The 21,811-nt window shown below is 64.0% G+C and carries 20 protein-coding genes and 1 pseudogene; 15 read left to right on the top strand and 6 right to left on the bottom strand.

Annotated elements, in window-relative coordinates:
* Window positions 1-5 precede the first annotated feature (5 nt).
* Genes ABC347_RS08865 through ABC347_RS08855 form a run of 3 tightly spaced genes read left to right on the top strand, consistent with a single transcriptional unit; the run spans window position 6 to window position 2,252 of the window.
* A complete protein-coding gene (locus tag ABC347_RS08865; protein WP_413245368.1) occupies window positions 6-758 on the top strand; it encodes an SDR family oxidoreductase in 753 nt (250 codons plus the stop codon).
* A gap of 37 nt (window positions 759-795) precedes the next feature.
* A complete protein-coding gene (locus ABC347_RS08860) occupies window positions 796-1,479 on the top strand; it encodes a TetR/AcrR family transcriptional regulator (protein ID WP_413245367.1) in 684 nt (227 codons plus the stop codon).
* A gap of 26 nt (window positions 1,480-1,505) precedes the next feature.
* Complete coding sequence (locus tag ABC347_RS08855; protein WP_413245366.1) at window positions 1,506-2,252, top strand: glucose 1-dehydrogenase; 747 nt, start codon at window positions 1,506-1,508, stop codon at window positions 2,250-2,252.
* 1 nt (window position 2,253) lies between these two features.
* Here the strand turns inward: ABC347_RS08855 and ABC347_RS08850 are convergent, their stop codons facing one another.
* Entirely contained in the window at window positions 2,254-2,910 is a 657-nt protein-coding gene (locus ABC347_RS08850) for a TetR/AcrR family transcriptional regulator (RefSeq protein WP_413245365.1), read from the bottom strand.
* A gap of 229 nt (window positions 2,911-3,139) precedes the next feature.
* Between ABC347_RS08850 and ABC347_RS08845 the strand changes: the two genes are divergently transcribed.
* From ABC347_RS08845 to ABC347_RS08800, 10 genes are read left to right on the top strand one after another with little or no spacing between them, the layout of a single operon-like run.
* Entirely contained in the window at window positions 3,140-5,512 is a 2,373-nt protein-coding gene (locus ABC347_RS08845) for a TonB-dependent receptor (protein WP_413245364.1), read from the top strand.
* Between the two features lie 25 nt (window positions 5,513-5,537).
* On the top strand, window positions 5,538-6,194 hold the full coding sequence (locus ABC347_RS08840; protein ID WP_413245363.1) for a glutathione S-transferase N-terminal domain-containing protein: 657 nt from the start codon (window positions 5,538-5,540) through the stop codon (window positions 6,192-6,194).
* 48 nt (window positions 6,195-6,242) lie between these two features.
* Window positions 6,243-7,454 (top strand): LLM class flavin-dependent oxidoreductase, encoded by a 1,212-nt coding sequence (locus tag ABC347_RS08835; RefSeq protein ID WP_413245362.1) that lies wholly within the window; start codon window positions 6,243-6,245, stop codon window positions 7,452-7,454.
* Window positions 7,451-8,224 (top strand): crotonase/enoyl-CoA hydratase family protein, encoded by a 774-nt coding sequence (locus ABC347_RS08830; RefSeq protein ID WP_413245361.1) that lies wholly within the window; start codon window positions 7,451-7,453, stop codon window positions 8,222-8,224. The genes ABC347_RS08835 and ABC347_RS08830 overlap by 4 nt, the downstream gene beginning before the upstream one ends.
* Window positions 8,221-9,063 carry a 3-hydroxyacyl-CoA dehydrogenase family protein gene (locus ABC347_RS08825; RefSeq protein ID WP_413245360.1) on the top strand — a complete coding sequence of 281 codons (843 nt, stop codon included), beginning with the start codon at window positions 8,221-8,223 and terminating at the stop codon, window positions 9,061-9,063. The genes ABC347_RS08830 and ABC347_RS08825 overlap by 4 nt, the downstream gene beginning before the upstream one ends.
* Before the next feature lie 13 nt (window positions 9,064-9,076).
* Window positions 9,077-10,249 carry an acyl-CoA dehydrogenase family protein gene (locus ABC347_RS08820; protein WP_413245359.1) on the top strand — a complete coding sequence of 391 codons (1,173 nt, stop codon included), beginning with the start codon at window positions 9,077-9,079 and terminating at the stop codon, window positions 10,247-10,249.
* On the top strand, window positions 10,249-11,766 hold the full coding sequence (locus ABC347_RS08815) for an AMP-binding protein (RefSeq protein WP_413245358.1): 1,518 nt from the start codon (window positions 10,249-10,251) through the stop codon (window positions 11,764-11,766). The genes ABC347_RS08820 and ABC347_RS08815 overlap by 1 nt, the downstream gene beginning before the upstream one ends.
* Window positions 11,763-12,539: an ester cyclase gene (locus ABC347_RS08810; RefSeq protein ID WP_413245357.1), complete on the top strand. Its 777-nt coding sequence runs from the start codon at window positions 11,763-11,765 to the stop codon at window positions 12,537-12,539. Before ABC347_RS08815 ends, ABC347_RS08810 begins: the two co-directional genes overlap by 4 nt.
* Complete coding sequence (gene kce, locus ABC347_RS08805; RefSeq protein WP_413245356.1) at window positions 12,536-13,462, top strand: 3,5-dioxohexanoate:acetyl-CoA acetone transferase; 927 nt, start codon at window positions 12,536-12,538, stop codon at window positions 13,460-13,462. The genes ABC347_RS08810 and kce overlap by 4 nt, the downstream gene beginning before the upstream one ends.
* A gap of 3 nt (window positions 13,463-13,465) precedes the next feature.
* Window positions 13,466-14,242, top strand: coding sequence for a cyclase family protein (locus ABC347_RS08800; protein ID WP_413245355.1), 777 nt, complete (start codon window positions 13,466-13,468; stop codon window positions 14,240-14,242).
* Between the two features lie 3 nt (window positions 14,243-14,245).
* Here the strand turns inward: ABC347_RS08800 and ABC347_RS08795 are convergent, their stop codons facing one another.
* The gene (locus ABC347_RS08795) at window positions 14,246-15,244 is read right to left on the bottom strand and encodes an alpha/beta hydrolase (protein WP_413245354.1); all 999 of its coding nucleotides are present in this window, start codon (window positions 15,242-15,244) and stop codon (window positions 14,246-14,248) included.
* Window position 15,245: 1 nt separating this feature from the next.
* Here ABC347_RS08795 and ABC347_RS08790 point away from each other — a divergent pair, with 1 nt between their 5' ends.
* A complete protein-coding gene (locus tag ABC347_RS08790) occupies window positions 15,246-15,827 on the top strand; it encodes a flavin reductase family protein (RefSeq protein ID WP_413245353.1) in 582 nt (193 codons plus the stop codon).
* Window positions 15,828-15,837: 10 nt separating this feature from the next.
* Window positions 15,838-16,554 carry an IS6 family transposase gene (locus tag ABC347_RS08785; RefSeq protein WP_413247024.1) on the top strand — a complete coding sequence of 239 codons (717 nt, stop codon included), beginning with the start codon at window positions 15,838-15,840 and terminating at the stop codon, window positions 16,552-16,554.
* A gap of 72 nt (window positions 16,555-16,626) precedes the next feature.
* Here the strand turns inward: ABC347_RS08785 and paoC are convergent.
* The 4 genes and pseudogenes from paoC to ABC347_RS08765 form a co-directional block, all read right to left on the bottom strand.
* Window positions 16,627-18,819 (bottom strand): annotated as a pseudogene (gene paoC, locus ABC347_RS08780) (aldehyde oxidoreductase molybdenum-binding subunit PaoC); the annotation flags it as partial.
* 4 nt (window positions 18,820-18,823) lie between these two features.
* The gene (locus ABC347_RS08775; RefSeq protein WP_413245352.1) at window positions 18,824-19,774 is read right to left on the bottom strand and encodes an FAD binding domain-containing protein; all 951 of its coding nucleotides are present in this window, start codon (window positions 19,772-19,774) and stop codon (window positions 18,824-18,826) included.
* Window positions 19,771-20,403 (bottom strand): aldehyde dehydrogenase iron-sulfur subunit PaoA, encoded by a 633-nt coding sequence (gene paoA, locus ABC347_RS08770; protein ID WP_413245351.1) that lies wholly within the window; start codon window positions 20,401-20,403, stop codon window positions 19,771-19,773. Before paoA ends, ABC347_RS08775 begins: the two co-directional genes overlap by 4 nt.
* A gap of 118 nt (window positions 20,404-20,521) precedes the next feature.
* Entirely contained in the window at window positions 20,522-21,682 is a 1,161-nt protein-coding gene (locus ABC347_RS08765; RefSeq protein ID WP_413245350.1) for a (R)-mandelonitrile lyase, read from the bottom strand.
* Between the last annotated feature and the right edge of the window lie 129 nt (window positions 21,683-21,811).

The following is a 21,811-nucleotide window of genomic DNA, read 5'->3' as shown; positions in this document are numbered from 1 at the left end:
CGGGCATGCAGACGCGTATCGCAATCGTGACGGGCGGCGCGCGGGGGATCGGCGCCGCGATCGCTCGGCGGCTTGCCGAAGACGGCTGTCATATCGCCGTCCTCGATCTCGAAGAGGCCGCATGTGCAGGCACAGCGGCTGCTGTCAAAGAATGTGGGCAGCGATGCCTCGCCGTCGCCTGCGATGTATCGGACGAGGCTGCCGTGCGCCGGGCCGTCGGCACGGTCGTGTCCCTCCTCGGCCAGCCGACGATTCTCATCAACAATGCAGGCATATTGCGCGATCGCACGCTGGCGAAGATGACGCTGGACGAGTGGGAAACGGTGATCGCGGTAAACCTGCGATCGGCCTTCCTCATGTGTCGCGAAGTGCAGCCGTACATGCGCGCTGCAGGATGGGGCAGGATCGTGAACCTTTCGAGCATCGCTGCGCTTGGCGCGCTCGGCGAGGCAAACTACGCTGCTGCCAAGGCGGGTATCCAGGGTTTGACCAGAACCCTTGCGATCGAGCTGGGTCCGCACGGGATCACCGCCAATGCCGTCGCACCAGGCTTCGTGGTGACCGACATGACCCGTGAGGTGGCTCGACTGAACGGCATCACGATCGAGGCGATGGTCGATCAGGCGCTTCGGTCTATCCAGGTCGGCCGATGCGGCACGCCGGATGACATTGCGAACGCGGTATCCTTTTTTGCCGATGCGCGGGCCGGCTTCGTGACCGGCCAGGTGCTTTATGTGGCAGGGGCACCGCGGGGTTGACCGACCTATCCATGCACGCTTCATGCAGGGGCCATCGATGACTGAACCGGCCGACATGGAGAGCATGAGCGTGACCAAGCCATCCCTGATCGGACAGCGCCGTGCTGCCGCCAACAGCGATTCAAGCGCGGCCTATCAGCAGCGTCGCAAAGAGATCGCCGAGGCGGCGGTACGTGTTTTCAACAGCCGGGGTTACAAGGGTGCCAGCCTGTCGGCCGTCGCGGCAGATATGGGCGTGGACCGTGCCACACTCTATTATTATTTTTCCTCCAAGGACCAACTGTTCGACGAAATCACGCGAAGCGTCATCGAGGAGAATGATGCGCTGGCACGCCGCATTACCGAGAGCCAGATGAACCCCAATCGCAAGCTGCGCGAACTGGTGACGGCGCTCATGACATCTTACGCGGCCAATTATCCGCTGCTGTTCATCTACATCCGCGAGGATCTGGCGCATGTGAGTGACAAGCGGTCCGAATGGTCGCGCGAGATGCGCCGGCTGAACAGAAGCATTGAACAGTCGGTAATCGGCATCATCGAGCAGGGCTTTGCAGATGGCAGTTTCCGCCGGGTCGGATCGGCCCGGACGGTCGCCTACGGTATCCTTGGAATGCTGAACTGGACCCATCGATGGTTTCGACCGGACCGGTCCGAAAGCCCTGAGGAAATCGGAAAAGTCTTCGCCGAGATGATCCTCTCGGGTCTTGAATCGCCATATTGAGTGCATTGTTGGGTTAGGAGAACATTATGGGGAGGCTGGAGGGCAAGGTCGCAATCATCACCGGTGCAGCCCGCGGCATGGGAGAGGCCCACGCACGCGGTTTCGTTGCCGAAGGAGCCAAGGTGATGCTAACCGACATGCGGATCGATCAGGGCACAGCCTTGGCCCAAGAGTTGGGCGATAGCGCCCGCTTCATGGTGCACGACGTTGCTGACGGCGGACGCTGGGGGGCGGTCGTTGCGGAAGCGGAGGCGGCGTTCGGCCCTGTTACGGTGCTGGTGAACAATGCAGGCATACTCGGCCCCGGCGTGCGCACGGCCGACTTGGATGAGGATGCGTATGCGCGGGTTTGCGCGGTCAACCAAACCGCCGTCTTTTTAGGGATGAAGGCGGTCATCCCATCCATGCTGCGGGCTGGCGCCGGCTCGATCGTCAACATCTCTTCTGTTTCGGGCCTGGGTGCGAATTACGGATTCCCTAATGCGGCCTATGTTTCGAGCAAATTTGCCGTGCGGGGCATGACAAAGGCGACCGCGATCGAATATGCCGCAGATGGTATCCGCGTAAATTCGGTCCACCCCGGCTTCATTTACACGCCGATGATGGTGGAAGGCACCGACGAGGGGGGCGGGGATGCCACGTCTCTGATCCCGATGCGACGGATCGGCGAAGCCCACGAGGTGACGGCGTTGGTCCTGTTCCTCGCTTCGGATGAGGCATCCTATATCACGGGTGCCGAGCATGTCATCGATGCGGGCATGATGCAGCAATAAGTCAGGCGTCGGAGACTGTTTCGAGCCCGGCCATCATGAGATCGGCATATATGGCGCCAATCTGCTCAGCAGAAAGATCGCTGCGATCGGGCCTGAACCAGCGATGCGTCCAGCCGATGACTCCGAACAGGCCGTTAGCGACGACTTCTGCCGGACCAACGCGTCGCAAGCTGCCATCTGCAAAACCTCTTTCGATGACTGCGATCATCGTCTGCGCCGTCAGGCGGTTCTTTTCGCGCATGTCACGCGACCATTCGCTGCGGTCGTTGCTGACCTGGCTTAGATTTTCGCGGATGTATATGTAGACGAGCGGATAATGGTCGCCGTAAGATGTCATCAATGCGATGATCATTTGCCGTAGAATCTTCGGCGGAGGGGCGGCGGTCGCTGAGATGGCCCGCACGGTCTCTAGGTTTTTTTCAACGACCGAGCGCACGACTTCGTCGAACAAGTCGGCCTTAGACGCGAAATAGTAATAAAGGGAGGAGCGATCCACTCCGAGACTCTCCGCGACAGCGCCCATGCTTGCACGGTCATATCCGAGGCGATCGAACACCCGCACGGCGGCTTCTGCGATTTCTTTGCGTTTGGCTTCGTATGTCTTGCGATCCGCCTCTGCAGCGGCCTGGCGCCTTCCACTTGCTACGGTCCGGCCCATAGCCCCTCCAAAGCATGATCTTGTCCGTCGAGCAATCGCTACACCCCTAATTCCACGGAATAGTTGACGACGCCGTGACGCGAGATGGGCCACCGCCCCGGGATGGGCGGAGCGACGGCTGGATCGAACTCCCTTCCCAGAATATGCAACGATAGCGTTGACGGTTCAACACCTGTGTTGTAATTGATAGCCGGTGATCGCGTAAGACGGTCGAGCGAGGGGATGTCGAATGATCTTCAAGCATGTCAGCTGTGTCTCGGTTTTCGCGCTGGTCACCGCTTTAGCGGGGGCGGCGGAGGCGCAGGACGCCATCGGCGGACCACAGCCGCCAGCAGCACCATCGGTTGCGCCGGCAGCGATATCGAACGACGCCGATATCATCGTTACAGCGCAGCGCCGATCGGAAGCGCTGGAGCGCACCCCCGTGGCGATCGCCGCCGTAAGCGGAGAAAGTCTGCAGAAGCAGGCGATCATCTCCGAAAGCGATCTCCAGACGGCAGTTCCCGGCCTCACAGTCAAAGCGGGGCAAACGTCGAATCAGCTCAACTATTCTCTGCGCGGGCAGACGGTAGACGCATTCAGCAGCTCGCGGCCGAGCGTGCTGCCCTATTTCAATGAAGTCCAGGTGGGTGGGTCCGGCTCGACAGCATTCTATGATCTGCAGTCGATCCAGATCCTCAAGGGGCCGCAAGGCACGCTCTTCGGTCGCAACTCGACGGGGGGCGCCGTGCTCTTCACGAGCGCACGCCCGACCAATGAGTTCGAAGGCTACGCAGCGGCGCGGGTCGGCAATTACGATCATTATCAGGCCGAAGGCGCGCTCAACCTGCCGATCGTCGATGATCGCGTCCTGCTTCGCGTTGCAGGGTTCTGGCAGCGCCGCGATGGATTCCAGTATAACATCTTCAACGACAGCCGGCTGGGCAATGTACGCCGCTGGAATGCGCGTGGCAGCCTGACCCTGAAACCTTCCGAGTCATTCAACAATACTCTGGTCGTCGATTATGCGCGGGCGCGCGGAAACAGCATCTCTGGCGTTGCTTATTCGGGTCGGCCTGCAAGCGCCGGTCCCGCGTTTGTGCCGACCAATCTATTCTATTCGCCTGCCGTCGACTCCGTCTTGGGGCCGGGCACCTGGGACGCCTATCTAGCCCGCCATCCAGGCGTCAATCCGGCCGGCTTCGACGCTGAGATTGCCGCTCAGCAGCAGCGCGGGCCGTTCCGCGTCAATCTCAACGCGCCGAACTTTCACCGATCCAACATTCTGATCGTGTCGAATGTGAGTACGCTCGATATTGCGGAAGACACGCAAATCAAGAATATCATTGGTTATGTCCATCGTCGGCAGCAGGATGCCGGTGAATTCGACGGCACGGTATTCACGGCGGACGACAATGGCGAGGTCGGTCGCGGTGGTACCCTGCGGCAATTCTCGGAAGAGCTGCAGCTGATCGGTAAAGCCTTTGATCGCAAGCTCGATTATGTGATCGGCGTCTATTATTCCAATGAGCGCGACAATACCCGCTCCCTGAGCCGAATTTTTGAGTTCGAGCCATTCATTCCCGCGTCGATCCAGATCAACAATGGCGTGACGACGAACAAGACAATTGCCGGATACGGCCAAGGCACACTCGATCTGAGCGAAATGACGGGTGTTGAGGGGCTAGGAGTGACAGCTGGCGTCCGTTACTCGTTCGAGAAGGTCAAGTTCGCGCGCAAGTCTGACGACTTCTTCATCACAAACCCGAACCCTGCCTTCGTGAACCCGCAGAAAGATACTTTCAAAAAGGCGAGCTGGCAGCTTGGTGTTCAGGAACAGCTGAATTCGAACCTGCTGCTGTACGCCGTCACGCGGCGCAGCAATCGGTCGGGCGGCTTCAACTATTTCGCCCCACCGGTGCCTGGCTTCGGCAATGAGGCCGGCGGCGAATATCGACCGGAGATCGCGACCGACATCGAAGGTGGTATCAAATATCGCGGCAATATCGGTGTACCGATCCGCGTCAACCTGGCTGTGTACAACATGTGGGTGAAAAACATCCAGCGTTCGAACTATGTCCAGATTTTCGGAAGCCTTGCCGGCATTACCGTGAACGTGCCAAAGGCAGAAATCACGGGCTTCGAGCTTGACGGATCAATCAATCCCACGCCTTGGCTAACAGTCGGTGGCAACCTAAACTACACCGATGCCCGCTTCACTGATAACATCGTCTCGGTCCTCGGCAACCCGGCAGTGGCATTCGAAACCTATCCGGATACGCCGAAATGGTCCGGTGTTGCTTACGCGGATGCCAATATCCCGCTGAACGATCGCTTGCGGCTCAATTTGCGGGGTGACGTCTACTCGCAATCTTCGACCTTCTTCAGCTCGACAGGCACCACCCTCAATCCCGGCACGCAGCTGCCGAAATACACGGTCGCGAACTTCCGGATCGGTGTGGACGATGTCGAGGCGGGTTGGTCGCTGGCGGCAATCATGAAGAACGCCTTCAAGGAAACCTATTTTGTCGGCGGCGTGGGTTTCAGCAGCCTTTTTGCAGTCAATACCGCCGTCCCCGGTGACCCGCGCACCTTCCTCGTCGAAGCGCGGTTCCGGTTCTGACGGGCGCGGTGGCAGGAGATTCTGGATGCCATTCACCCTGATCAACGCCCGACCCAGCCCCTTCGGTCGGAAGGTTGCGATCGCGCTGCTCGAAAAGGGTCTGGACTATGTCGTCCGCTACGACGTGCCGTGGGGAGGGAATACCTGCACACCGGACTATAGTCCTGTGGAGCAGCTGCCGATCCTGGTCGCAGACGATGGCGAGCGCATCTACGACTCCCCCTTCATCCTCGAATGGCTGGAGACGCGCTATCCCGAGCCGCCGTTGCTGCCGGGCGATCCCGACGCCCGCCTTGCGGCTCGCAAGCGGCAGATGCTGGGCGAGCGTCTGATGGAGTTCGCGCAAAGCCTGATTTTCGAGCTGCACCGTCCCGATCCGAGTGAGCCATGGGTCGATCGACAGACCCGCAAGGTGTTCGGCGCGCTGGCCGAGCTTGATCGGCTCTACGAAAGTCGGGGCGCACCCGATATCATCGATCTCGGCGATATCGCAGTCGGGACAACACTGCTGATCCTAGAATTCGTGGTGCCTGCCGGCCTCAGTCCGGATATCGACGCTATCCGCTGGCGCCGTCGCTACCCGGCACTGACGCGGTTCGGCGAGATCATCGAGCGGCGGCCTTCTTTCGCGGCAACCGCTCCGGCGGAAATGGATGTCGATCTGCAGGCTGCCGTGGCCTGACCCCGTCAGGCGCAGCTCAACAGATTGCAGCGATACGGGAGAACCGAAATGACCAATAAGCTTCGGTATGGCGTGTTTTGCGGACCGCATCATCCACTGAACGAGAATCCGACACTGTGCCTTCAGCGCGACCTCGAACTTGCCCAGCATCTCGAATATCTGGGTTTCGACGAGATCTGGTACGGTGAGCATCATTCTGCCGGCTGGGAGACGATCGCGAGTCCGGAGGTAATGATCGCGGCCGCGGCCGAGCGCACCTCGCGGATCATGCTAGGATCTGCGGTCAGTTCGGTCCCCTATCATCATCCGCTAATGCTGGCCGAACGCTACAGCCAGCTCGACCACATGACGCGCGGGCGCGTGATGCTGGGCATGGGGCCAGGGTCGCTGGCGTCGGATGCCGAGATGATGGGGATCTCGGTCGCCAAGCAGCGCGACATGATGGATGAGGCGATCGACGTGATCGCCCGCCTGATGCGCGGTGAGACGGTGACGCACCAGACCGATTGGTTTACGCTCAAGAATGCCCGCATTCACATGACGCCCTACACGCGTCCGTCGATCGACATGATTGCGGCCAGCACGATCTCTCCAACGGGATCGCGTGCGGCGGGGCGGAACGGGATCGGGATGCTGTCGTTCGGCGCGACCGCCAGCGCGGCGTTCGACGCACTCGCCTCGAACTGGGCGATCTGCGAGGAGATCGCGCGCGACAACGGCAAGGTGGTCGATCGCAGAAACTGGCGACTCGTCGCGCCGATGCATATCGCCGAGACGGCCGAGCAGGCCCGCAAGGACGTGCAGTTCGGCATCGAGGGCTGGGCGGATTATCTGCGCAACGTCGCGGCGCTGCCGATCGTGCCGGGCGGGGGAGATGTGGTCGATGCCATGCTCGATTCGCACATGGCGGTGATCGGCACACCCGACGAGGCGGTCGCGCAGATCGAACGACTGAAGAAGCAGTCGGGAGGGTTCGGCACGCTTGTGTTGTTCGGCACCAACTGGGCGGACTGGGACCGGACCAAGAAGTCTTACGAAATGTTCGCGCGCTACGTGATGCCGCGGGTCGACGCGATGCCGGACAACCGCGTCATCTCCGAAGCGGAATGCCGCGCATCGCGGCCCGAGCTTGCCGGCAAGATCGGAGCGGCGATCCAGGATCGCATCCAGCGCCACATCGACGAGAAGGGCGAACGCAATATCGCCCCCGAGCTGATCGCCGAACTGCCGTCGCACAAGGCAGGGGCCCCGGCCGAATGAGCATTGTGCGGGATCCGGTGCGGGTCGCGGTCTACGGACGTGTCCTCTCGATAACGCTCGATCGCCCCGAGCGCCGAAATGCCGTCGATCAGGCGGTCTCGGCGGCGATCGCAGCTGCGCTCGACGATCTGGATTCACGCGATGATCTTCGTGTCGGGATCGTGACCGGAGCTGGCGGGAATTTTTGCTCGGGAATGGATCTCAAGGCCTTCGTCGGCGGGGAGCGGCCGGAATTGCCCGGCCGTGGCTTCGCCGGCGTATGCGAGGCACCGCCACGCAAGCCGCTGATTGCTGCGGTCGAAGGCTTCGCACTGGCCGGCGGCTGCGAACTGGCGCTGGCGTGCGACCTGATCGTGGCGGGCGAAGGGGCCATATTTGGCTTGCCCGAGGTAGCGCGCGGGCTGGTCGCAGGGTCCGGCGGCCTGATCCGGCTTGGCCAGCGCATACCGCAGGCGATCGCTCTCGAATATGCGCTGACCGGCGCGCGTATGGACGCCGCAACCGCGCACCGCTGGGGGCTGGTCAACCGCGTGGTACCCACGGGCGGCGCGCTTGCCGCCGCCTTGGCGCTCGCCGAGGAGATTGCCGGCAATGCGCCGCTTTCGGTGATGATGAGCAAGCGGATCATGCGCGAGGCGCGTGACTGGGCCGAAAACGAGCAGTGGCACCTGCAACGTCCGCTTGCCGAAGCGGTCATTGGCTCACAGGACGCGCAGGAAGGCGCGCGCGCCTTTGCCGAGAAACGGCTGCCGGACTGGCAGGGGCGATGAGGCGGGTCGCGGTCATCGGCGGCGGCACCATGGGCGTGGGCATCGCCTATGTCGCGGCGCAGGCGGGCGGCGATGTTCTTGTCGTCGAGCCGGATGCGGCGCGGGTCGACGCACTGCGCGTGACCATAGCCGATGCCGCCAGTGGGGCGGTGAAGCGCGGCAAGCTGACCGACAAAGAGGCCGCAGGCCTGATCGCACGAATTGTCGTCATCGACAGGACGAGCGGCCTCCCGGACGGGCTCGACCTGATCGTGGAGTCGGTGCCCGAGCGGTTGGAACTGAAACTGTCGGTGCTCGCAGAGGCCTCGGCGCGCACGCCCGCCCTGCTTGCCAGCAATACGAGCGCATTGTCGATCGACCGGTTGGCCGCCGCGGTTGCACAGCCTGCAAACTTCCTAGGGATGCATTTCTTCAATCCCGTCTGGTCGCTGAAGCTCGTTGAACTGGTGCGCGGGGCGGATACCTCGGGCGCTGCAGTGCAAGAGGCGCGTGCCTTCGTTAGCTGGCTGAGCAAGGAAGCGCTCGTCGTGCGCGACGTGCCAGGTTTCGCGACCAGCCGCCTCGATCTGATCGCGTCGCTCGAAGCGATGCGGATGCTAGAAAGCGGGGTCGCCAGTGCGGAGGATATCGATCGGGCCGCCGTGCTTGCCTATCGCCACCCGGTCGGCCCGCTGCGGCTAAGCGACATCGTCGGCCTCGATGTGCGGCTGGATATCGCACGCACGCTTGAGGCGGCGCACGGTTCGCGGTTCGCGCCGCCCAAGATCCTAGAAGACATGGTTGCGGAAGGGCGGCTCGGCGAAAAGTCGGGCCGGGGCTTCTTCGCGTGGCCGCGATGACCGGAGCTTATTGATGACGATGTTGTTCCAGACGCCGCTCGTCGACCTATCCGAACATCATGCCGCTCTGCGCGCCAGCGTCGCCAAGCTGATGGCTGGGTTCGGGCGCAAATATTTCCAGGATGTGTATGCCCGCGGGGAAACCCCGGATGCGCTGTGGCAAGCGCTTGGCGACTCAGGCTTTCTCGGCGTTCACATCCCTGAAGAACATGGTGGCGGTGGCGGCGGTCTCGCCGACTATTATGTCGTGATCGAGGAAGTCGCTGCGCACGGCTGTCCGCTGCTGGCGATGGTGATCAACTCGATTTGCGCGCCGATCATCGCCGCGCATGGATCGGACGAGCTGAAGCGGACCTGGCTGCCTGGCCTGGCCGCCGGCACCAAGCGGATGGCGTTCAGCATCACTGAGCCCAATGCCGGTTCCAACACGCACAACGTGTCGACCGTCGCGCGCGAGACGGCGGACGGGTGGACGATCAGCGGATCGAAATACTGGACGTCCGCCATCGACGAATCCGACGCCGTGCTCATCGTTGCACGCGACGAGGCGCGTTCGACGCCCGAGCGATCCGCGCTTTCGCTGTTCATCGCGCCCACTGATGCGCCAGGCATAAGCTGGCACCGGATCGATTCGGCGCTGCGCGTGCCCGAACAGCAATTCACCGTGTTCTACGACGATGTGAAGCTGCCGGCTTCAGCTTTGATCGGCACAGCCGGGGCAGGTTTGAAACAGGTGTTCGTGGGCCTCAATCCCGAGCGCGTGGCGGCCGCGGCGATCAACAACGGGATCGCGCGGTTCGCTCTCGATCAGGCAGCCAGCTATGCGCGTGATCGCCAAGTCTGGAAGACGCCGATCGGCGCCCACCAGGGTGTCGCCCATCCCCTGGCCGAGAGCTATGTCGGCGTGCAATCCGCGCGATTGATGGCGGCGCGCGCCGCTCAGCTGTTCGACGCCGGCGAGGATGCTGCCGAAGCTGCCAACATGGCGAAATTCCTGGCGGCGGAAACCTCGCTGAAGGCGCTCGACCAAGCAATCCAGACGCATGGCGGCAATGGCCTTTCGTACGAATATGGTTTGGCGGACCTTTGGTTCGTCGCGCGGCTGCACAAGACCGCGCCGGTGAGCCGCGAGATGATCCTCAATCATGTCGCCCAACACAGCCTGAGCCTGCCGAAGAGCTATTGATGGCGCAGCCGGCCCCGCCCGAGGATCTGGTGTCCATGCTGACGCGGCAGGCGGCGGCGCGGCCCGAAGCCGCCTGTCTGTCGTTCGAAGACAGGACGGCAAGCTTCGCCGATCTTGATGACGCCAGCGATCGGGTGGCCGCGGCGTTAAAGGCGGCCGGCATCGTGGCCGGGGATCGTGTCAGCATTCTGGCCCCCGCGTCGCCGGCCTTCTTCGAGCTGCTGTTCGGATGCGCGAAGGCCGGCGCGATCCTCGTGCCGATCAACATCCGCCTGTCGCCGCGCGAGATCGACGAGATCCTGGCCGATGCCGAGCCGCACTTGCTGTTTGTCTCCAACGATCTGGCCACCGCGCTCCCGCCTCCCCGCGGCTGGCGCAGCTATGATGTCGAGGCCGACTATCCTGCATGGCGCGACACCGCCGCAGCCGGACCGGTTGACCCTGCCGCGCCCGATGCTCCCGTCCTGCTGCTCTACACATCCGGCACGACAGGCCGGGCCAAGGGCGCGACACTCAGCCACCGCAACCTTTCCTATCTCGGGCGAATGGCGGGCGAATTGTGGTCGTTCACGCCTGATAGCGTGAACCTCGTCGCCATGCCGCTCTTCCATATCGGCGGGATCGGGTACGGGCTGCTCGCGCTTTCCCAGGGTGGCGAGACGGTGCTGACTCGTGCGACCGATCCCGGCGCCCTGCTAGCGTTGCTCGCCCGCCATCATGTGACGCACGCCTTCTTCGTTCCCACCGTCATCCAGCGGCTGGTTGACCATGCCGAGGCGCAGGGCATCGTTCCGCCGCACGTGCCCCATCTTCTCTACGGGGCGGCGCCGATCGGCGAAGCGCTGCTGCGCCGCGCAATCACCATGTTCGCGGCGGGCTTTCATCACGTCTACGGCATGACGGAAACCGCGGGTACCGTCGTTACGCTCGATCCGCAGGATCATGATCCGGACGGCGCAGGCGCGCGGCGCCTGCGATCCTGCGGCCGGCCGATGCCCTGGGTCGAGCTCGAAATTGTCGATCCAGCGACGGGCCAACGCCAGCCAGCTGGTCAGATCGGCGAGATCCGGCTGCGATCTCCAGCGATCATGCGCGATTATTGGCGCAAACCCGCCGAGACCGCAGCGGCGATCACCAGCGACGGCTGGCTGTGCACAGGCGATGCCGCATTTCGCGACGCTGACGGCTATGTGTTCATCCAGGATCGCTACAAGGACATGATCGTCTCCGGCGGTGAGAATATCTACCCGTCTGAGATCGACAATATCCTGGCGCATCATCCCGACGTTGCGGAAGTGGCGGTCGTTGGCGTGCCCCACCCGGCCTGGGGTGAAACGCCGCGCGCCTATGTTGTCGCCCGCGCGGGTCGCGTGCCGACCGAAGCGGCACTGATCGAATGGCTGCGCGAGCGGCTGGCGCGCTACAAATGCCCGACCTCGATCCGTTTCGTGTCCGCGCTCCCGCGCAGCGCGTCCGGCAAGATCCTGAAACGCGAATTGAGGGATGGCCTCACATGACAGTGCCGCTGCCGGCGCGCCTACTCCGCGGGTTCGCCAATGATTTTCTGACGGGGCACGACAACCATGTCGTCGAGCGGATCATGGATCCGGCCTATTGCCTCTCGATCAGCGGCCACCGGCTGGCCGGCCGCGACGACGTCTATCTGCCTGCGACCGCCGCGCAGCTCGATTTGTTCCCGGGTCTTGTGGTGACCGCCCACGATACGGTCTTCTCTTCGGACGCGATGGCGCTGCGCTTTACCGAGCATGGCGTTTCGGCACGCGATGGCCGTGCCGCCGCATGGGGCGGCATCACCCTCTTCCGCATCGGCAATGGCCGGATTGTGCATGGTTGGGCCGAAGAAGATTATCTCGCCCGAAAGCGCCAGCAGAAATCGGGCCAAGTCGATCCGGTCGCGCCCCCGCATCCGGCTCCTTGGGACGAGCCGGTGCGGGATGCCGACGAGGCAACCGAGCAGGCCGTACACAGCTGGCTGGAGGCACTCGATTTTGGCTGCGTCGAGGATGTCGCGGCCGAGGGGCCGAGGATCGTCGACCTCATCGTGCCGCGGGCAGTGACGCTGTCCACCTTGTTCTCGGCCGGCCCCCGCGCCGCCTTTCACGCCGTGGTAACGGGCGACTATCGCGGCGGGCTCGACGATGGCGCTGCGAGCGGCGCTCCGATCGCCCTCAGCATCGCGGCTATTGCCGATGTGGCGCATGGCCGTGTCGAACGCATTCAGATCTGCGCCGATCGTCTTGGCCTTCAGCGCTTGCTCGGCACCCGATGAGCAAGGTCATCATCACCTGTGCGCTGACCGGCGGCGCGCATACGCCGACCATGTCCGCGGCGCTCCCGATCACGCCCTCGGAGATCATCGATCAGGGGGTTGCCGCCGTCGAGGCCGGCGCGTCCATCCTCCACCTGCACGCGCGTGTGCCCGAAGATGGCCGCCCCACCGGCGATCCGGACGTGTTCGAGCAGTTCCTGCCGGTGCTGAAGCAGCGGACCGGCGCGGTGATGAACCTCACGACCGGCGGATCGGCCACAATGCCGGTGGCCGAACGCCTGCGGGCGGCACTCGCTTTCAAGCCCGAAATGTGTTCGCTCAACATGGGATCGATGAATTTTGCCTTCTTCGATGCGGCGCGGCGGATCACCGATTGGAAGCATGATTGGGAACGCGACTATATCGTCAATTCGGACGACTATATCTTCCGCAATACGTTCCGCGACATTGCCTTTATTCTGGAATCGCTCAGCGGGGCGGGCACGCGGTTCGAGCATGAATGCTATGACGTCGGCCACCTCTACAATCTGGCGCACTTCGTCGATCGCGGTCTGGTTCGTCCTCCCTTCTTCATACAGATGATCTTCGGCGTGCTGGGCGGAATCGGACCCGATCTGGAAAATCTGGTGTTCATGAAGACGACCGCCGACCGGCTCTTCGGCAGCGATGCCTTCCGATGGTCCGTGCTGGCGGCGGGCCGGCACCAGATGCCGTTCCTGACCCAGGCGGCATTGCTTGGCGGCCATGTCCGGGTCGGATTGGAAGACAGCTTGTTCATCGAGCGTGGGGTGATGGCCGCGTCGAATGCAGAGCAGGTCGCAAAGATCGTCCGGATACTCGCGGAAATGGGTCATGAGCCTGCTTCGCCGGAGGAAGCCCGTGCGATGCTGGACCTAAAGGGCGGTGACAGGGTGGAGTTCTGACCAATGGCGCGGCGCATCGTCGATCTGTCGATCTATCTCGAAAATGACGTGATCTCCGATCCGCCCGCCTATCGCCCGCGCATCGACTATATCGATCACAAGATGTCGGTGCCTGAAATCACGGGCTTCTTCCCGGGGCTGGCTGAAAGCGATCTGCCCGATGGCGAGGCCTGGGCGATCGAACGGGTTGAACTGATCACACACAACGGCACCCACCTCGATGCGCCTTACCATTTCGCATCGACGATGGATCGTGGCGAGCGTGCCATCACGATCGACGAAGTGCCGCTCGATTGGTGCTTCCAGCCGGGCGTGAAGCTCGACTTCTCGCATTTCGCGGCCGGCTATGTCGTGACGGCGAGCGACGTTGAGGCCGAGCTCGCTCGTATCGGGCATGTGTTGAGCCCGCTTGAGATCGTCGTCGTCAACACCGCCGCCGGCCGCCGTTACGGGCACGACGATTACGTCGAATCAGGCTGCGGTATGGGGTTCGACGCGACCATGTATCTGCTCGAGCGCGGCGTGCGGCTGACGGGCACCGATGGCTGGAGCTGGGATGCGCCGTTCAGCCACACGCGTGCCCAATATGCCGTAACAGGTGATGCCGGGTTGATCTGGGAGGGGCACAAGGCTGGCCGCCATATCGGCTACTGCCATCTCGAAAAGCTGCACAACCTGGAAGCCTTGCCGCCGACCGGCTTCACGATCGCCTGCTTCCCCGTCAAGATTCGCGCAGCTTCGGCCGGGTGGACGCGGGCGGTGGCGATCTTCGACGATTAGGTGTCAGCCCGCATCCGCCATGCGCGCCTTCAGCCAGCTGCCCGCAGCGGCCATCGCCTCGTCGGCGCGATCAAGCAGACCCACCCACGCCTGAAAGCCGTGATTCATGTCAGGATAGCGCACCAGCACCGCGCCGCCGCCCTCGGCCTCGAGCCGCGCGGCCAGCGCCTCGCCCTCATCACGCAGAATATCGAATTCCGCGGTCGTAACATAGGCAGGCGGGAAGCCAGCGAAACTCGCTGTGCGCAGCGGCGCGGCATCCGGAGATGTGGCCTGCTTCTCGGGATCGGTAAGATAATGGCCCCAGAACCAGCGCATCGTCGAAGCGTCGAGCCCATAACCCTCGCCGCGCTCGATCCACGATGCGAACATCGCATCCGGGTAGGCTGCGACGGGATAGAACAGCAGCAGCGCAACGGGCTGCGGGCCCCCTGTATCGCGCAGGCGCCGTGCCGTCACCACAGCGAGCGCGCCGCCGGCACTGTCACCACAAAGGGCGATGCGGTCCGGCTGTCCGCCAAGCTCCGCCGCATTGTCGAAGACCCAGCGGGTCGCAGCTTCGCATTCGTCGGGAGCAGCCGGAAACGGTTGCTCCGGGGCCAGCGCGTAGTCGACGGAAATCACGGTCGCGCGCCCAGCGAGACAGAGCGCGCGACACAGCCCGTCATGCGTATCCAGACTGCAGATTACGAATCCGCTGCCGTGAAAGAAGACGATCATGGGCTGATGGGGAGCCGTGTCGGCCCGGTAGATGCGCAGCCGTATCGGGCGACGGGGGCCCGGTATCACGCGCTCTTCTACAGCCGCCACCTCGCGAGGCTGGATACGCGCATAAAAGGCAAGCTCGTTGGCGCGGACATATACGTGGCCGACATCTTCCATCTTTGGTGCGAGAGCGAGGCGATCGACCTGCTTCTGCAACCAGGGATGCAGCGTCATGCGAAAAGCTCCCAGAACCATGGCGTCCGCAACACGATGCCCCAGCCTCCGTATGGGGTGCAACGTGAAGCTGGCGTTCGCGTGGACCTTTCGGCGCCCACAGAAGGAAGAAAAAGTGATGGATGATGGCGCTGATATTCCCACCCAGATGCGGCTGGCGCTGCGACGCCTGGCCAAGGCCGTCGTCGTCATCACCTGCCGTCATCAGGGGCAGCGTTTCGCGATGGCCGCTACCGCCGTCAGCGAACTCAGCATGGAGCCGCCATCGCTTCTGATCTGCGTCAACCGCACGGCTTCGCTATTTGCGCCACTGTCAGCCGGAGCCGATTTCTGCGTCAACATCCTTCACAGCTCGCAAGAGACGATCTCGGCGGTGTGCAGCGGCAAGCTGAAGGGCGAGGCGCGTTTCGAGCAGGGCAATTGGTCGGTGAGCGCGCAACTCGGGATTCCCCACCTAGCCGATGCCCAGGCGGCTTTCGCTTGTCGCAACGATCGCCAGATCGATTATGGTACCCATGCCATTTTTATTGGGGTCGTTGCCGAGGTCTATCAACACGGGGAAGTCGATCCATTGGTCTATGTCGATGGCGGATACGCCGCAGTGGGCTTCGTCAAAGCAAATGCACCTGCTGTGCGAGCAGGGTAAGGGCAGAGCTATGCCCCGTGCCTGCAAACCCGCATCGCCGTTCCGCTACTTCAACTCGTTGCCCGAGGTGATCCGCCTGGTGGTGCTGATGTATGTCCGCTTCCCGCTGTCGCTGCGCAATGTCGAGGACCGGCTGTTCGAGCGCGGGATCGACATCTGCCACGAGACGGTGCGGCTCTGGTGGAACAGGTTCGGTCCGCTGTTTGCCGGTGACAGCCGCCGGGCGCGGGTGAGCCGGATGCGTGGCTTCCGACACTGGCGGTGGCACCTGGACGAGATGTACGTGAAGCTGAACGGCGAGATGGTCTACCTGTGGCGGGCCGTCGACCATGAAGGGGAAGTGCTCGAGAGCTACGTGACGAAGAGCCGCGACAAGACGGCGGCGCTATCCTTCATGAAGAAGGCACTCAGGCGCCACGGCTCACCCAAAGCGATCACCACCGACGGCTTGCGCAGCTACGGGGCGGCGATGGACGAGCTAGGCTGCCGCGATCGTCAGGAGGTCGGTCGCTGGGCGAACAGCCGGGTCGAGAACAGCCATCTTCCGTTCCGACGAAGGGAGCGGGCGATGCTGCGGTTCTGCCAGATGAAGAGCTTGCAGAAGTTCGCCTCGGTCCACGCCAACGTCCACAATCACTTCAACCTCGAGCGCCATCTCATCGATCGCAAAGCCTACCGGGAACGACGCTCCGCCGCCTTGGCGGAGTGGCAAGGCCTTGCGAGCTAGGCTGCCACCTTCAAGAGCGACGTGTGTCCCACCGAGACAAGTTCGCGTTAGACTGACAGCACCTCGTAAAACGATCTGAGGTAGCCTGTCCAAATGCTTGTCGAGCGTGATCGGATAGTCGCGCACGCGCACGCCGGTTGCGTTGTAGACCGCATTGGCAACCGCCGCCCCGGGCCCGCAGATCCCCAGTTCCCCGACACCCTTCGCCTTCAGCGGTGACGCGACCGGGTCGAGCGTATCGAGAAAAATGCATTCTTGATGCGGGATGTCGGCGTGGACGGGCACCTCGTAGCTGGCGAGGTCGTGATTGACGAAGAAACCGAAGCGCTTGTCGACGGCGAGCTCCTCCATCAGCGCGGCGCCGGCAGACATCACCATCGCACCGATGACCTGGCTGCGCGCCGACAGCGGATTCAGGATGCGCCCGGCATCGCAGACCGCGAGCATCCGGCGAATCCGCGTCTCTCCGGTATAGATGTCGACACCGACCTCGCAGAAATGCCCGGCATAGGTGCCGACATCGTAGTCGCTCTTGAACTTGCCGTAGGTCATCTCTCCCGTCGCCGAGAGGTCACCGGCGTCGGAAAGCCGCCAGCTGCGGTTGCCGGCAACAATCCGCCCGTCGCCGAACGTGGCGCCATCCGCGTCGAAGCCGAGCTTCTGACCGATCGCCCGACGTAGTTCGAGACAGGCGGCGTAGACGCCTGCGGTCGAACTGGCTGCGCCCCACTGTCCACCCGAACCCGCCGACACCGGATTGACCGAGTCGCCCAGCTTGACCGCAACCCTGTCGAGCGGAACGCCCATCGTCTCGGCCGCGACCTGCGCGACGATCGTATAGGTTCCTGTGCCGATGTCGGTCATGTCGGTTTCGACGATCACCCGGCCACGTTCCAGACGAATGCGAGCGGCCGACTTGGCGGTGGGGCCACCGCGATAGCCCGCCGCCACGCCCAAGCCGATAAGCCACTTGCCGTCGCGCACCTGTGCTGGCGTCGGATTGCGCTTGTCCCAGCCGAAGCGCGCCGCACCCTCGCGCAGGCATCGCACCAAGTTGCGGTCGGAGAACTTCTTCTCCGGAGTGCCCGGCGCGCTCTTCGGTTCGTTCAGGATACGCAGCTCGACGGGGTCCATCCCGAGCCGCTCCGCGAGCTCGTCGATCGCTACTTCGAGCGCCAGATGCCCGGGCGCCTCGCCCGGCGCGCGCATCGCGTTTCCTTCGGGCAGGTCGAGCTTGGCGACATACTCCGCGGTCAGCCGGTTGGCGCCGGCGTACATCGACTTGGTCTGGGCGGAACCGCGTTCGGGGTCGTCGCCGGTGATGTTGCCCGACCAGTTCTCGTGTGCCAGCGCCGTGATGCGCCCGTCGCGATTCGCGCCGATGCGAATGCGCTGGATCGTGGCGTGACGGTGCGTGGCGTTGTTGACCATCAGGGGCCGCTGCATGGCGATCTTCACGGGGCGTGAAATCTTTCGGGCCGCGAGCGCCGCCAGGACCGCGTCGGCGCGGATGAACAGCTTCCCGCCAAATCCGCCGCCGATATAGGGCGAGTCGACCCGGACATTCTCCTGCGGAATGCCGAGGATGGTCCCCATGCTCTGCTTCGCCCAGTTGATCATCTGGTTCGAGGTCCAGATGGTCAGCTTGTCGCCCTGCCATGCCGCGATGGTCGCGAAGGGCTCCATCATCGCATGGGTTTCGTCCGGCGTGGTGTAGCGCTGATCCAGCTTCACCGCGGACGCGGCGAATGCCTTTTCGAAATCACCGAGCGTGCTGCGGTCCGGCTTGTCGTCGCGCCCCTTCGCAAGCGGTGCGCCCGGCGCGACAGCCGGGAAGTCGAAGACGCCCTTCGACCGGGCGTAATCCACGCGCACCAGCCCGGCGGCGGCGCGGGCCTGCTCGAAGGTTTCCGCGACGACGCACGCGACTGCCTGATGGTAGTGATTCACCGCGCGACCGCCGAACAGCGGCGTGTTGTTGGACATGCCCAGCGGGAGGGGCTCGGCATGATCGAGCGCGGTGAGGACGGCAACGACGCCGGGCGCGGCAAGCGCCTCGCGGGTGTCGATGTCGTTGATCCGTCCCTTTGCGATCGCACTGCCGACGATGTAGCCGTATGCCGCGCCCGGTGCCACGTCGTGGCGTTCATAGGCGTAGGGGGCCGTGCCCGTGGTCTTCAGCGGGCCATCGATGCGGGGCGTGGACTTGCCGACGATCTTCGCGTCGTCGAACAGGTTCCGGCCGGCCGGTGCGTTGAACTCCATGACCTTATCCCTTCGCCTGCGCCATGACCGAGGCGAGGGTGCGCTCGGCGAGACTGATCTTGAAGCGGTTGTCCTCGGTGGGCCTTGCGTTCGCGAAGACCTGAGCGGCGACCGCGCGCGCGCCGCGCGGCATCGCCGCTTCCGCGGCTTCGACACGCCACGGCTTGTGCGCGACGCCGCCGAATGAGACCCGTCCGCTGCCGTCCTTCTGAAGGACCGCCGCCACCGACAGGAGCGCGAATGCATAGGACGCACGATCGCGAACCTTCTGGTAGATGTGCGTGCCGCCGATGGGCTTCGGCAACGTCACCGCGGTGATCAGCTCGCCGCGCTCCAGGACGTTGTCGAGATCGGGACGATCCCCGGGCAGACGGTGAAAGTCGGCCATCGGGATCGCGCGGGTCGATCCGTCAGCCTTCACCGTCTCGACGTTGGCGTCGAGGACGCGCAGCGCCTGCGCCATGTCGCCGGGATAGGTGGCGATGCACTGGTCCGACGTGCCCACGACCGCGAGCTGGCGCGAATAGCCGCCGATCGCCGCGCAGCCCGAACCGGGCTTGCGCTTGTTGCACGACATGTTGGGATCGTAGAAATAGGGGCAGCGGGTGCGCTGGAGGAGGTTCCCGGCGGTGGTGGCCTTGTTCCTGAGCTGACCCGACGCCCCGGCAACGATCGCGCGGGTCAGTATGCCATAGTCGCGCCGCACGCGCTCGTCGGCCGCAAGATGCGTGTTGCTGACCAGCGCGCCGATACGGATTCCGCCGTCGCCAGTCTTCTCGATCTTGTCGAGGCCGAGGTCCTGGACGTCGACGAGGTGGGTCGGCGTCTCGATCTCCAGCTTCATCAGGTCGAGCAGATTCGTGCCGCCCGCCAGGAACTTGGCGCCCGGCTGGCGCGCGACGGCCGCAGCGGCCTCGCCTGGCGACTTCGCGCGCTCGTAAGTGAAGGACTTCATGCGCGCTCTCCGGCGACTTCGGTCATCGCATCGAGGATGTTCGAATAGGCGCCGCAGCGGCAGATGTTGCCGCTCATCCGCTCCCGCATCTCCACATTGGTGAACGCGGGCCGGCTGGTGAGGTCGGCCTGGACGTGGCTGGGAACGCCCCGCTTGATCTCGTCGAGCACCGACAATGCCGAGCAGATCTGGCCGGGGGTGCAGTAGCCGCATTGATAGCCGTCATGCTTCACGAACGCCGCCTGCATCGGGTGAAGCTCCTCTGGCGTGCCTAGACCTTCCACCGTCACGACCTTGTCGCCCTGATGCTGGACGGCGAGGCTGAGGCAGGAATTGATTCGCTCGCCGTTGACGATGACGGTGCAGGCACCGCACTGTCCGTGATCGCAGCCCTTCTTTGTGCCGGTGAGGTGGAGATGCTCGCGCAGCGCGTCGAGCAGCGTGGTGCGGGTGTCGAGCGTCAGGTCGCGTCGCTTGCCGTTCACCGTCAGCGATACGGGCATCGTTGCCGGCGCGTTCGCCGGCACGGGCTGCGCTTCCGCCTGCGGGGCCGCGGCGAGCGCCGCGGTCGCGGCGCTGCCGGCGAGGACGCCGCGTCGTGATATCTCCAGCCCGTTCGTGGCGCTCATGTCGATGACCTCGCTTATTCCAATCCTGAAGGATAACGCGTCGCGTCGCCCGTGATTACATGGCGTTGGCGACTAGGCGTTATGCGCGCCGTTCATCAGTGCGCGGGATGACCTGCCTTCAGCCCGGAGCCGCCCTGTACGCCCGCTCCGTAACCGGCTCCATCCACTCGACGTCCCGGCCCTCGACGCTCTCCGCCACGGCGACGTGGGTCATGGCCTTCGTGGGAGCCGCACCGTGCCAATGCCGGACGCCGGGCGCGGTCCAGACCGAGTCGCCTGCGCGGATGGCGCGCACGTCGCCGCCTTCGACCTGGACCCGTCCCTCGCCCTCCGTGACGATCAGTAGCTGGCCGAGTGGGTGGCTGTGCCAGTTGCTTCGCGCACCGGGTTGGAAAGAGACGGTCGCGCCGCCCAGACGCGCATCGCCGCTTCCCTTGAAGGGCGAGGCGACGGTGACGGTTCCCGTGAAGCGTGACGCCGGGCCGGGTTCGGGCGCGCGGCCGGCCGGCGTGATGATCAGAGGCTCGCCGCCGGCGGCGGCGCTGCCCCCGGTGCTCCCGAGCACGGCCACCCCGGCCATCGCCTTCGGCCAGCCCGCGTAGAATGCCAGATGAGTGAGGGCCTCGGCGATCTGTTCACGGGTCAGACCATTCTCGATCCCCCTCGTGACGTGAAAGGCCAGCTGATCCGCGTCCCCGCCTGCCGCCAGGGATGCAATCGTGACGAGGCTGCGGTCGCGCGGGGTCAAGTCAGGGCGACGCCAGAGGTCCGCGAAGAGCGTCTCGTTGGTCAACGCGGCGAGCTTGGGCGCGATCTTCCCGATCTGTCGCTCGACCCGTTTCGCGCGATCGGCGTCCGAAGTTGGCAGCGGCAACGGCGCTCCCGCCTTTATCGCTGCATCGGGGGCGATGACGCGCACTCGCATCACGCGGTCGACCACTTCCAGCGCGGACACGGCGTTGGGCCAGCCGCTGTACCAAGCCAGATGAGTCACCAGCCCGGACAGTTCGGCAGGCCTGACTCCGTTATCGAGCGCGCGGCCAAGATGGCCTTCAAGCTGGGCGGTCCTGCCCATCGTGACAAGGACGGCGACGGTAACCAGGCTGCGGTCTCGCGGCTTCAGTTCGGGGCGCCGCCATATGTCGCCAAACAATATACGATCGGTGTCGTTCGCCAGCGAAGGCGCCCAGCGCTGCATCGCGGGTGGCGCGACCGAGGTCTGTGCCACCGCGAGGGCCGGCGCGAGCCCTAGCGCCATCGCCGATGCGGCGTATCTCATCGTTCGGCTCCGTCGCCAGATGGCGAAAAGCGGTAGCCTCCATCGGCGCTGGCAGTGATAACGCTATGGTCGTGCCGCGAGAATGCCAACTCGAACAGGAGGCGATCCGCGTAGTCCGCATGCGCGGGG

The organism is Sphingomonas canaveralia (assembly GCF_047238125.1).
In the GTDB taxonomy this organism is placed as follows: Bacteria; Pseudomonadota; Alphaproteobacteria; order Sphingomonadales; family Sphingomonadaceae; genus JBDFMH01.
This window is presented reverse-complemented; position numbering and strand designations above follow the sequence as displayed.